Raw genomic sequence first — 12,842 nt, forward strand, 5'->3', positions numbered from 1 at the left:
CCCCGGATGCTGTGCTGCTGCGTCTGCCTCAGCGCAGGGTGAGCCTCGGTTTCGGTGCGTCCGTGCGGCCGGTCGGGGGTTTGCGGCTGCCCGCGCGGTACGGGAGCGGCCAGGGCGCGCCCTGGCCCGCGTAGTCCTGGTCGGCCGCCGCGTGCAGCGTCCAGTGGGGGTCGTAGAGATGCGGCCTGGCCAGCGCGCAGAGGTCGGCGCGGCCCGCCAGCAGGAGCGAGTTGACATCGTCCCAGGAGGAGATCGCGCCCACGGCGATGACCGGGATGCCGAGGCTGTTACGGATCCGGTCGGCGTACGGAGTCTGGTACGAGCGGCCGTACTCGGGCTGCTCGTCGGGGACGACCTGTCCCGTGGAGACGTCGATCGCGTCGGCGCCGTGGGCGGCGAAGGCGCGGGAGATCCCGACCGCATCATCGGCGGTGGTGCCGCCCTGTGCCCAGTCGGTCGCGGAGATACGGACGGCCATGGGCCGGTCGTCGGGCCAGATGTCGCGCATCATGTCGAAGACTTCGAGGGGGAAGCGGAGGCGGTTCTCCAGGGAGCCGCCGCAGGAGTCGGTGCGCCGGTTGGTGAGCGGAGAGAGGAAACCGGACAGCAAGTAGCCGTGGGCGCAGTGGAGTTCGAGGAGGTCGAAGCCACTGCGGACGGCGCGTCGGGTGGCGGCGGCGAACTGCTCGCGGATGTCGTTCAGTCCGGACCGGTCCAGGGCGTGCGGGACCTGGTTGACCCCGGTCCGGTACGGCAGCGCGGAGGGGGCGGAGAGCGGCCAGTTGCCCTGGTCGAGCGGCTGGTCGATGCCTTCCCACATGAGCTTGGTGGAACCCTTGCGCCCGGAATGGCCGAGCTGGACGCCGATCGCCGTGCCGGGCGAGTGGTGGTGCACAAAGTCGGTGACGCGGCGCCAGGCCGCGCCCTGTTCGTCGGTGTAGAGGCCGGTGCAGCCGGGGGTGATCCGGCCCTCGGCGCTGACACAGACCATCTCGGTCATGACGAGGCCCGCTCCACCGAGGGCGCGTGCGCCGAGGTGGACGAGATGGAAGTCGCCGGGGATGCCGTCGGCGGCGCTGTACATGTCCATGGGCGAGACGACCACGCGGTTGCGCAGGGTCAGTCCGCGCAGCCGGAGTGGCGTGAACATCGGGGGTGTGCCCGGCGGGCAGCCGAAGTCGCGCTCGACGGAGTCGGTGAAGGCCGCATCGCGCAGCCGCAGATTGTCGTGGGTGACTCGGCGGCTGCGGGTGAGCAGGTTGAAGGCGAACTGCCGGGGCGGCTGGTCGAGGTAGGTGGCGAGCTCCTCGAACCAGCGGAGGCTGGCGGCGGCCGCGCGCTGGGTGGACTCGACGACCGGGCGGCGTTCGGTCTCGTACGCGGCGAGGGCCTGGCCGAGGGTCGGCTGCTCCTCGATGCAGGCGGCGAGCGCGAGCGCGTCCTCGACGGCGAGCTTGGTGCCGGAGCCGATGGAGAAGTGGGCGGTGTGGGCGGCGTCGCCGAGCAGCACCGTATTGCCGTGGGACCAGCGGTCGTTGACGACGGTACGGAAGGCGATCCAGGCGGAGTTGTTGCCGCGGAGGGGGCGGCCGCCGAGGGCGTCGGCGAAGATCTTCGCGCACTGGTCCGTGGACTGCGCCTCGTCGCAGGTGTCGAGGCCGGCCGCCCGCCAGACCTCCTCGCGCATCTCGATGATGACGGTGCTGGTGCCGCATTGGTTCTGCGGCCCGGAGGACCTCGTTGAGGGGTGGTCGCCGGGAGACGGGCGGGCGAAGGGGTAGCCGTGGAGCTGCATCACCCCGTGCTCGGTCTCGGCGATCTCGAAGCGGAAGGCGTCGAAGGCGAAGTCGGCGGCGAGCCAGATGTAGCGGCACTGGTGGGAGGTGATGCGCGGCGCGAAGGAGTCGGCGTGCGCCTCTCGGGTGAGGCTGTGCAGGCCGTCGGCGGCGATGACGAGGTCGTACGCCTCGGCGAGCTCGGCGGCCGGCGGGGCGGGGGTGCGGAAACGGAGCCGTACGCCGAGATCGGCGCAGCGCTGGTGCAGGATCTCCAGCAGCCTGCGCCGGCCGAGTGCGGCGAAGCCGTGTCCGCCGGAGGTGAGGGTCCGGCCGCGGTGGACGATGTCGATGTCGTCCCAGCGCACGAACTCGTCCTGGAGCGCTCGGTAGACAGCGGGGTCGGCGTGCTCGATCCCGCCGAGGGTCTCGTCGGAGAGGACGACACCGAATCCGAAGGTGTCCTCGGGGCCGTTCCGCTCCCAGACGGTGATCTCCCGCGCGGGATCGAGCCGCTTGAGCAACACGGCGGCGTACAGCCCGCCGGGCCCGCCACCGATCACGGCGACACGCAGGGCACGGCCGGATCGCGCCGGCGCCAGGACCCGGCCCTCCTGCTCGGCCGGTGAGACGGAGGCCCGGGTCGACTCGGGCGGCGCGGCAGGGGGCGGGTTCGTCGCGGTGCTTGCGGTCGGCCGGGGCATCGTCAGCGCCCCTGCCACTTCGGCGCGCGCTTCTCCGTGAACGCCGCGTGGAACTCCGCGTAGTCCTCGCCGTTCATCAGCAGCGCCTGCGTCGCCGCGTCCAGCTCGACCGAGGCCGCGAGCGGCATGTCGAGCTCAGCGGTGAGCAGTGCCTTGGTCTGGGCGTATGCCAGCGCCGGGCCCTCCGCCAGTCGGCGGGCCAGCTCGGCCGCCCGGGTGTCCGCCTCGCCCTCGTCCGTCAACTCGCTGATCAGGCCGATCCGTTCGGCCTCCGGCGCGCGGACCGGTTCGCCGAGCATCAACAGCCGTGTGGCGTGTCCCAGTCCGACGACCCGCGGCAGCAGATACGCCGCGCCCATGTCGCCGCCCGAGAGCCCCACCTTGGTGAAGAGGAACGCGAACCGGGCCGAGGGGTCCGCGATGCGGAAGTCCGCGGCAAGCGCCAGCACCGCGCCGGCTCCCGCCGCGACACCGTGCACCGCGGCGATCACCGGGAAGGGGCATTCCCGCAGCGCCCGTACGACCTGCCCGGTCATCCGGTTGAAGTCGAGGAGCTGGGCGGTGTCCATGGCGAGCGTGGCGCCGATGATGTCGTCGACGTCGCCGCCGGAACAGAAGCCGCGCCCCTCTCCGCTGAGGACCAGCGCCCGCACGGACCGCTCCCGGGACAGCTCGGCGAGCAGGTCGCGCAGGTCGGCGTAGGCACCGAAGGTGAGCGCGTTGAGCTTCTCGGGCCGGTCGAGCGTGACGGTGGCGACACCGTCCTGCCTGGTCAGCCTGATGTGGCGCCATTGCTCGGTGCGGGGCGCAGGGCTGGAAAAGGGGCTCATGAACGCGGCCTCCCTCAGCGGGCCAACTATTACCTGCCTTACGAAGCTATCACCTATACGTGACTTCCGTCATGAGAACGCGATAACAGACGGGCGCTACCCGATCCTGGAGAAGTTCGGCCTGTCTGCCCAGTCGTTCCACCGAAGACCGGGGGAGCCCGCCTCTGCGCGAACTCCCTGGAACGCACCATGGGCGGCATGGGCCTGTAGCTCAGGACCTGCGTCACTGGAGCCGTCAGCAAAGACCGCGTGTGGGCCGACGCCAACGGCCACTACCCCGAGACCGGTTGCATGCCCCCGGCGTCCACTCACTGAGGCCTCGATGAGCGGCGACGCAGGGCGATCACCCCCGACCGGCTCGCTCCGCAAGAGCCGGTTCCGAGCCGACCGGCCCGGAACCGGCCCGCGCCACCGCGCGTATGACTATCCGGCGTCGCCGAGGGTGGCGACCATGATCGCCTTGATCGTGTGCATACGGTTCTCCGCCTCGTCGAAGACGACCGAGTGCTCCGACTCGAAGACCTCGTCGGTGACTTCGAGCTCGGTCAGTCCATGGCTCTCATGGATCTCCCGGCCGACCTTCGTGCCCAGGTCGTGGAAGGCGGGCAGGCAGTGCAGGAACTTCACGTCCGCGTTGCCGGTGGCGCTCAGTACATCCATGGTCACGGCGTACGGACCGAGCGCCTCGATACGCTCGTCCCAGATCTCCTTGGGCTCACCCATCGAGACCCAGACGTCGGTGGCGACGAAGTCCGCGCCGGCAACACCCTCGGCGATGTCCTCGGTGAGGGTGATCCGCGCGCCGCTGACCTCGGCGGCCTCGCGGGCCCTGGCGACGATGTCCTCGGCCGGCCAGTACGACTTCGGCGCGACGATCCGGACGTCCATGCCCAGCAGAGCGGCCGTGACCAGGTAGGAGTTGCCCATGTTGAAGCGGGCGTCGCCCAGGTAGGCGAAGGCGATCCGCTCGAGCGGCTTGTCACTGTGCTCGCTCATGGTGAGCACATCGGCGAGCATCTGAGTGGGGTGCCAGTCGTTGGTGAGGCCGTTGTAGACCGGGACCCCGGCGAACGCGGCGAGCTCCTCGACAGTGGCCTGCCCATCACCGCGGAACTCAATGGCGTCGAACATCCGGCCGAGCACCCGCGCGGTGTCCTTGGCGGACTCCTTGCTGCCGATGTGCGAGCCTGCCGGGTCGATGTACGTCGTCGATGCGCCCTGGTCCGCGGCCGCGACCTCGAAGGAGCAGCGCGTACGCGTCGACGACTTCTCGAAGATCAGCGCGATGTTCTTGCCGCGCAGCCGCTGGACCTCGGTGCCCGCACGCTTGGCCGCCTTGAGCTCGGCCGCCAGACCGATCAGGCCGCGGAACTCGTCGGCGGTGAAGTCCAGCTCCTTGAGGAAGTGGCGGCCTTCGAGATGTATCGCCATGGTGGCTGCTCCTGGGTCGCGAATGCGATGACGTGACCATGGAAGTATATACGACGGCCTGCATTGCTATACGGCATCGCGTTCGATCGGACAGCTCATGCAGCGGGGCCCTCCCCTGCCCCGGCCCAGTTCACTGCCGGGGATCTCGATCACTTCGATGCCCTGCTTGCGCAGATGGGTGTTGGTGGTGACATTGCGTTCGTACGCGACGACGACGCCCGGCTCGACGGCGAGGACATTGCAGCCGTCGTCCCACTGCTCACGCTCCGCAGAGTGGACGTCCTGGGTCGGCGTGAGGACTCTGATCTCCTTGAGCCCCAGCGCGGCGGCGATCGCGCTGTGCATTTGCTCGGGCGGATGATCGCTGACCCTGAGCCCTTGAGCGCCTTCGGCCGGTTCAATGGTGTACGAGCGGAGCATGCCGAGCCCCGCGTACTGGGTGAAGGTGTCGCGGTCGACCATCGTCATAACGGTGTCGAGGTGCATCAGAGCCCGTCGCTTGGGCATGTCCAGCGCCACGATGGTCCGGGCCGAACCGGCCGCGAACAGCCCGCGGGCCAGCATCTCCACGGCCTGCGGAGTGGTCCGCTCACTCATCCCGATCAGTACCGCGCCATTGCCGATGACCAGGACGTCGCCGCCCTCGATGGTGGAGGGGTAGTCGTCCTGCCCCTCCGACCAGTGGTGGAACTCGCCCGCGCGCGGACCGGTGAAGAGCGGATGGTGCTTGTAGATCGCCTCGAAGTGGACGGTCTCACGCTGCCGGGCCGGCCAGCGCATGGCATTGATGGAGACGCCGTCGTAGATCCAGGCGGAGGTGTCGCGGGTGAAGAGATGGTTCGGCAGGGGCCGGAGGAGAAAGTCGTCGAGATCCATCACATGGAAGCGGACGGACGTCGGCTCGGGATGACCGGCGAGGAACTCCCGCTTGGTCATCCCGCCGACCAGCGCCTCGACCAGGTCGGCCGTGGACAGCTCGTCGAAAGCGGCTCTGAGGTGGCTGGTGGCGAGCGGACCGTACTCCTTCTCGGCGAAGACCCGGTCCAGCACGAGCTTTCTGGCCTCCGGGATCTCCAGCGACTCGCGGAGAAGATCGCCGAAGAGGTGCACCTCCACCCCGCGGTCGCGCAGCACGTCCGCGAACCCATCGTGCTCATGCCGGGCACGGCGCACCCAGAGCACATCGTCGAAGAGCAGGGCGTCCTTGTTACTGGGTGTGAGGCGCTTCAGCTCCAGGTCTGGTCGGTGCAGTATGACCTGGCGCAGCAGCCCGGTCTCGGAGTCGACATGGAATCCCATGCCCCCATCCTCACCGCGCGGAGCGCTGTTCACCCGGCGAACGACCTGACTGCCTACGTGACGCTCATCAGCGTCACGATCAGAACCACAGCGACCACGAGTACGCCGCCGAGAGCGAGGACGACCAGACGGCCGTCCTGTGCCGAGGAACGGGCAGGCTCACGCGCGGCGGCGGCCGACGGCGGCGGGGGCTGATCCGGGAGACTTCGTGGCGTCGCCCGTACATCGTGGGCGCCGACGACGACACTCGGCTCGTACCCTCCGTCTGCCGCCCTGAGCAGTGCCAGCCACGCGGCTTCGGGCAGTCCGGGGCGCTCGCCCGCCACGATCTGCCGGACCGCGGCCCGGCCGGCCCGGTCGGAGCCGGTGCTCAGCCGTGGCAGCAGCTCGGTCAACCGGTCCTTCGGCCGTGGGTCGTCCAGCAGGGGGCGTACCACCCAGCGGTAGAGGGATGCGGCGTTGGCGGCCCGGATCTCGTCGCCGGGACCACCGCCGCCCGGACCGTACTGACCCGTCAGGAAGAGACCCAGGTCGAGGACGGTGTCGCGCAGTCCCCGCCGCAGGCTCTGGTGCCAGTACGGCCACCTCTCGGCGATCTCCGCCATCAGGAGTGTCACCGCCTCGTAGTGGATGGCGGCCCGCAGCGCGCGAATCAAGTCCCGGTCCACGGCGCCCCGCACCAGCTCCCTGGCATCGCTCGGGGGGCCGGCGTAACGCTCGGGGAAGGCGGAGAGCACGGTCAGCAGGTACTGGTAGTCCACCGTCGGCCGCCGACTGCGCCGGCGCAGCCGACGCAGCCGACGCGGCCGACGCGGGCTCACCTGCGGGGCCTTCCACTCCGCCGGGACGACCCGGACGTCGGGCTCGGCAGGGCGCGAGGCGACGGGCGAGCCGGCATGCGGCGGCTGCGCCGGGAGCGGCTGGTGGTGTTGCTGCGTGTGCGGCTGGTGGTGTTGCTGCGTGTGCGGCTGATGCTGGTGCGTCGTATGCGGCTGGGGCTGGGGCTGGTGATACGTATGCGCGTGCGGCTCGCGCCCGTCGTACGGGTCCCGCGTCGACAGCGTCGACGACTCCCGCCCGTCGTAAGGCTCACGCGCCGGCAACTCCCGGCCGGGCGCTTCCTCCCATGGCGGCGGACGATGCTCCTCCGCCCGGCGGCCGCCGTGCCCGCGTTCGGCGCCGTCCAGCACCGACAGCACGCGTTCCACCGCGTCCAGCAGCGTCCGTCCGCCGACGCCGTTCCCCGCCTGCTGCGTCGCCACCGTCCGCAGCGTCCTGTCCACCTCGAACTCCCGCCCGTCCCCCTGCGCCACCCCGCGCAGATGGTGGCGAACCAGCTCGGCCGCGAGTTCCTCCGCGCGGTCCCGGCAGCGCTCCCGCGGATCCGTACGCAGCCGCTGGGTGTCCTGAGCCGCTGAGCCCGGCCAGGTCCGTACGAAAACGAAGCGCAGCGCCGCCGTTTCGGCGGTGTCGTGCGTCGCGAACGTCCAGCCTCGCGGGACGAGTCCGCTGAAGATGCCGGCCATGCCCCAGAGCACCCGGCAGGCGCTGTCCCCGCCCTGACGGTCCAGCAGAGTGAAGCGCTGACGGGGATGGCGCAGGAACTCCGCGACCGCGCCCGTCAGCTCATCCTCCACTCCGGCCAGGGTCGCCGCGAGCCGTCGCTGCCCGTCGAGGGCCGAGGGCAGCAACGCCGCCTCGCGCACCTGGTCCAGAGCGCCGCGGACCTCGCCCAGCGCCAGTTCGCTGCCCTCCCAGGACCAGTCGTGCAGCCCCAGACAGGTGTCGGGGTCCAGTACCTGGGACGATCCGAGCAGCGCATGGCAGACCGTGCTCGTACTCCCGCCCGCATCGCGCCAGGGAGTGCGGTGCAGCAGCAGCGCGCTGCCGTCGCGCTCCAGCCGGACGAGCGCGGGCACCGTGTCCTCGCCGGTCGCCCGCAGCAGCGCGGCCGCACTGCGGAAGACGCCGTCGGCCTGCTCCGGGCCGCAGGACCAGGCCACCGGACCGAAGCCGGTGGTACCCGACGCGTTGTCGGCGTCCCAGCGGAAGACGATCTGGTCCACCGACTCCTCTTGCCGGACCATCAGACGCCCACCTCTCTCGGCTCCGCTCCCGGCAGGAGCCCGCACATGGCAAAGATCGACAGCAGTGGCGCCAGCACCCGGCGGGGTCTGACACCGTGTGGAAACTCGTCGCCCCTCGCCTGGCCGCCTGTCGCCGCGACGAAGTGCAGGGTGCAGCGGGCACAGTCGTCGAACGGTTTCAGCCAGGCGGAGCTGGCGTGGTGCGACACGAAGGCATAGGCGTCACGGCTCTCCGCGCGCACCGCGTCCGCGTCGAATCGCGTCGGTAGTGCGCGGCCCAGCCAGCGGTCCACGGAGGGGTCGAACCGCACCAGGTCGCTCTTGTTCACCGCGACCGCCGCCGGTGCGTCGATGTACGGCCCGCGCCGCGGTATCCGGTTGAGGACGGTGGTGAACGCCTCGTCGCCCAGATCGCGCCGGCGCAGCTTGTTCCGCTCGCGCACCGGGTCGAGGAACGGCAACCGCAGCGCGCGCAGCGGATCCAGTACGAAGATGAAGGCACCGACGCCCATCAGAAACCCGGTCACCTCTCCTTCCTCCGCCAGGTCCTCGCCTGCGAGGTCGAAGAAGACAACCGGCCGGGTCGCCCCGCGCCCGGAGACCAGGAGACCGTCGGCGAAGCGCGCGAAGGTCTGCTGGCCGGTGCTGGCCAGCTGCTTCCCCTGTTGCAGGCCCTGCACCCGCTCCCGCAGGAACGTACGGTGCGAAGCCGGGTTGAGCGGCAGGCACTTGAGTCCGTACGGCTCGAGTCCGCCCTGCTCGATCTCGCCGAGCATCGCGGCCAGCAGATGCGTCTTGCCCACGGCCGAGCTGCCCACCAGGGCGATGGAGAGAGGCTCACCGTTGGTGAGATACGGGACGGGCAGTTCGTGCGACCTGTCCCCGTCGGCGTGCGGGCAGCGGTGGAACGCCTGGCGCAGCGCGTCCTGCCGGTGCGCGGGGCGGTGTTCCTTACTGAGATCGAGCGGGATGCGGTCGCCCTTGGGGGAGATGGTGAGAAGCATGCTCTCGTCGAAGGTGACCGGGAGCAGGCAGTGCGGGCACAGCCGGGGGCGTGGGGACGCCGGCGGCTCCTGCGCGGGCTCTTCGATGGATCGGGGGGCGGCCCCGTTCGGCGGAGGTACGGCTCCCAGCAAGGAGCGCAGCGAGCGGCGAGTGGGCCCGGGCGTCGGTGCGGTCCCCTCCTCCACCGGCCGGTCGAGACCCAGCTCTCGTCTCTTGCGGCCGAGTTGGGCGTCGAAGTCGGCACGCGCCCGGCCGAGCGGATCGTTGACTCCGGGTGCCGAGACAAGCGGGTCGGTGACATTGAGCAGCCGCATCAGTTCCGTCGGTGTGGGCCTGTCGGCCGCCAGCGGAGCGAACACACCGCCGTGGTCGAGCGCGGCCAGCCGACGGAAGTCGGCGAGGTCGGCAGGCGGGCCCGTGCCCTGGTCCGCCCGTCCGGAGAGCAGGAAGTACATCAGCTGGGCGACGGCCCACAGATCGTCCCTGGCGTCGGCCCCTCCCCTGCCTTCGCGCTGCTCCGGCGACGCCCACGGCGCCGCACCGAACGCGCCCCTGGGCTCCCCGGTGCGCAGCGCGCCGTACGGCTCGGTGAGCCGCACATGGGTGCCGTCCCAGCTGACGGTCTCCGGCGCGATGGCCCGGTGCACGAGCCCCACGTCCTCCAGCAGCCGTACCGCCAGGGCGAGTTGGGCGAGCACCTGGTGCTGCTCGTCCACGGTAAGGGCGCCGCGCCGGGCACTGATCGGCTCACCGCCGTGGATCCGGTAGAGGATGAAGGGCTCAGGAGCCTCCAGATCGAAGCCGATCATCCGCGTGAACACTTCGCCGTACCGCTCGGAGCCGTACCTCCGCTCCAGGGCGACGGCCGCGGCCACTTCCCGCTCCAGCGTGCCGTACGCCTGCGGATCCGCCTGGCCCGACGCCGGAAGCCGGTACTGGTGCACCGGCCACCCCGCGCCGAGTGTCACCTTGCGGGCGACCAGGGACGGCCGCCCGGGCAGCCGCCGGTCCGGCCCGAACCGGGCCGCGAACCCGACGGGATCCTCCTTGTGGGTGAGGAATTCCAGCACCTCGGACCACTCCGCCGATGCGGAGTACGCGCCACTTCCCGGTTCGGTCACGGCGCACCGCCCTCCTCTCCCCTGACGGTACGGACGGTCTCGGCACGCAGCGGTACGAGCCGCAGCACCCCGGCGTGCCGGCCGGTCGCCGTCCACACCACGTCCTCGGCCGCACCGCGCCAGCTGTCCTGGTTCTCGTCCTGCTCCGCGCCACGGCGCATCGCCTCCGGCACGAACCGCACCTGCCGTACCGCCACCGGATCCTTGGACAGCATCCGCCGGTGCTCGGCGCCGCACAGCGGCACGGCCTGCTCGCCCGCGCTGCCCGGCCCGAGGAGCCAGGCCACCCGGTCCGCGGAGACGCCGAGCAACTGGGCAGCGCCCGGGCGCCGTTCGGGGTGCGGAGCAAAAGGCGGCGGCGAGGCCGCTCCGTCGCGCTGCAGCCGTGCGTGCACCTCGTCGAGCAGCTCGCCCATCGGCCGGTCCAGCTGCATCCGGCCCGCGCCCGACGGGTCCTGCTCGACGGCTCCCCAGCAGGGCTCGACGATGCGGGCCACTCCGTCCATGAGATCCGAGACGAGCGTGTCGACCAGTGCGGGGCCGCCGTCGCCGCGCTCCCGTTCCAGCCAGGCCGGATCGGCGGCCACCTCGAACTGCCAGGTGTCGTTGGCCGGTTGCTCCTCGCCGGCCGGCGCCTCCGCCGTCTCCGCCGTGTGAGCGCGTTCGAAGGACTCGAAGGAATCGACGGGTTCCACAGGGTCCACAGGGCGGCCGGACGGCTCCGGTGCACCCGTGAGGTCGGGCGCCGGTGCGGCGTCGAGCCATCCGTCACCGGCGGCGCTGTCGCCCCAGCTGTCCCAGCTCCAGTGCTCGGCCGCCGGCTCCGCTTCTGCCGAAGGCACCGGCACCGGCACCGGGCCGGCTCCCGGCGCTTCCTCGCGGCGCGTTCCGGACGGCTGCGAGCCGCCCGGAGTGTGCCGCTCCGCCGTATCGGCGAGACCCCGCAGCAGCAGAGAGACAGCTCTGGCACCGTCCGAGCAGTGGTAGCGGGCATCCGCGAACAGCCAGTCGTGGACGGCCGTTTCGATCAGCAGCTGATCGACGTCCCGCACCAGCTGGGCTGCGAACTCCGCGTCCATCCGGCTCCACCAGGAGTCGACGGCCGCGCTCCAGTGGCGCAGCGCCAACAGCACCAACAGGGCGAGCGAGAGCACCAGGGAGGCCGCACCGGCCCACGAGGGAAGCCCGAGGAACTGCCCGGTTCCCGCCCCGGCCACGCCGCCCGCCAGCCCGCCGAACAGACGAGGCGCCGCCCCCGTGCTCCCCCCTCCGTCGAGCCTGCCGTCGGGTGAACGGCTGGGCCGGCGGCGCAGCATGAATACGGCGAGTGCCGCCCCGGCCGGCCCGGTGGCCGGCCCCAGCACCCAGCCGAGTCCCGGCCACAGGCCGGCGGCGAATGCCAGCAGAAAGGCCACGACGGCCGCGATGCGCCCGGAGCCGCCCGCCGTGAAGGGTACGGGCGAGGTCAGATGCGTCAGATAGTCCCGGTCGCAGATCTCGTCGAGCCGCGCGAGCCTGGCCGCGCTGCCGGCCGGAGCGGACCGGTCCGACAGTGCCGCGAGCCGCGCGGCGACCGAACGCAGCGGAAGCCGCTTGGCGATCAGGCTCTCCGTGAAGCCGCGCAGACCGGGTCCGACACTGCTGCGGGAGACCTCGGGGATCTCCGGCAGGTCGATTCCGCGCTCCACCAGCCGGCCGCGCTGCTCCGGGGTCAGCCGCACTCCGCCGCCGTCCGAGAGCGCCCCGGCAATCGTCTCCTGGTAACCGGCCAGTGCCGCCGAGAGGCGTTCGAGGCGGCCCGGCAGGTCGGCTTCCGCGGCCGTCGTGAACAGCCCGGCCCAGCTCCGTACGTGCTCATAGCCGTCCACCGCGTGGCGCAGCGCCGCCCCGCACTCCCGGTGCCGTGCCTCGGCCCGGCCGCCGGGCAGCAGCCAGGCACGGCCCTCCAGGTTCCGGGGTACGGAGTCGCCGAGCAGGAGCGCCAGTTCGGCGGGGAGAGTGTCGCCCAGGACGGGGGCGGGGACTTCCTGGCCGACCAGACTCTCCAACGCCTGCCGCCAGGACCTGGTCCTGGCGTCATCCGTCAGATCGTGTTCCAGGATCCGCACGGCCGGGACCGCGACGCCGTGGACGACATCCCCGAGCGCCCGCAGAACGGCGTCGAAGACCGCGGGGACGACGAGGAGTTCGACGAGAGGGCGCAGGGCTTCGTCGGCTCCGTGCGCTCCGGGACTCCGGCCGTTGCCCCTGGCGCCGGACCCGCCGGACACGTCGATGAGCCACAGCACACCGGCGGCCGGCGGCCGCAGGGTGAGCGGCCGCCGCAGGGTCCGCTCCTCGCCCGGACCGACGGCCAGGCAGATCACCTGGGCCGGTCCGTACGAGTAGAGCTCTTCGTAGAGCAGTTGATGGGTGATGAGACCGGGCGCGTCGTCGATGACGAGGAAGCGCCGCTCGTCGCCGGCCTGCGGCTCGTCCAGGGCGTCGGCCACGGCGCTGAGCAACGCGTCCCGTCCCGCGGTCGCCGGGGCCGAGGACCTCAGGTCGAGGCAGACCGCGTGGGTGGGAATGCGGTGTTCGGGTGTCACGG

7 protein-coding genes are annotated in these 12,842 nt (G+C 71.5%); all 7 read right to left on the bottom strand.

Annotation, left to right across the window (positions count from 1 at the left end; all coding sequences use genetic code 11):
• Positions 1–28 precede the first annotated feature (28 nt).
• Positions 29–2,350, bottom strand: coding sequence for a bifunctional salicylyl-CoA 5-hydroxylase/oxidoreductase (locus AB0D12_RS30750; RefSeq protein WP_362690082.1), 2,322 nt, complete (start codon positions 2,348–2,350; stop codon positions 29–31).
• Positions 2,351–2,481: 131 nt separating this feature from the next.
• Complete coding sequence (locus AB0D12_RS30755; RefSeq protein ID WP_362689923.1) at positions 2,482–3,309, bottom strand: enoyl-CoA hydratase family protein; 828 nt, start codon at positions 3,307–3,309, stop codon at positions 2,482–2,484.
• 423 nt (positions 3,310–3,732) lie between these two features.
• Positions 3,733–4,740 (bottom strand): ornithine carbamoyltransferase, encoded by a 1,008-nt coding sequence (argF, locus tag AB0D12_RS30760; RefSeq protein WP_362689926.1) that lies wholly within the window; start codon positions 4,738–4,740, stop codon positions 3,733–3,735.
• A gap of 66 nt (positions 4,741–4,806) precedes the next feature.
• On the bottom strand, positions 4,807–6,039 hold the full coding sequence (locus tag AB0D12_RS30765; RefSeq protein WP_362689929.1) for an arginine deiminase: 1,233 nt from the start codon (positions 6,037–6,039) through the stop codon (positions 4,807–4,809).
• A 53-nt stretch (positions 6,040–6,092) separates the two neighbouring features.
• Positions 6,093–8,126 (bottom strand): hypothetical protein, encoded by a 2,034-nt coding sequence (locus AB0D12_RS30770; RefSeq protein WP_362689932.1) that lies wholly within the window; start codon positions 8,124–8,126, stop codon positions 6,093–6,095.
• Complete coding sequence (locus AB0D12_RS30775; RefSeq protein ID WP_362689935.1) at positions 8,126–10,252, bottom strand: hypothetical protein; 2,127 nt, start codon at positions 10,250–10,252, stop codon at positions 8,126–8,128. The genes AB0D12_RS30770 and AB0D12_RS30775 overlap by 1 nt, the downstream gene beginning before the upstream one ends.
• Complete coding sequence (locus tag AB0D12_RS30780; RefSeq protein ID WP_362689937.1) at positions 10,249–12,840, bottom strand: hypothetical protein; 2,592 nt, start codon at positions 12,838–12,840, stop codon at positions 10,249–10,251. The genes AB0D12_RS30775 and AB0D12_RS30780 overlap by 4 nt, the downstream gene beginning before the upstream one ends.
• Between the last annotated feature and the right edge of the window lie 2 nt (positions 12,841–12,842).

It is taken from the genome of Streptomyces sp. NPDC048479 (assembly GCF_040651435.1).
Classification (GTDB): domain Bacteria; phylum Actinomycetota; class Actinomycetes; order Streptomycetales; family Streptomycetaceae; genus Streptomyces.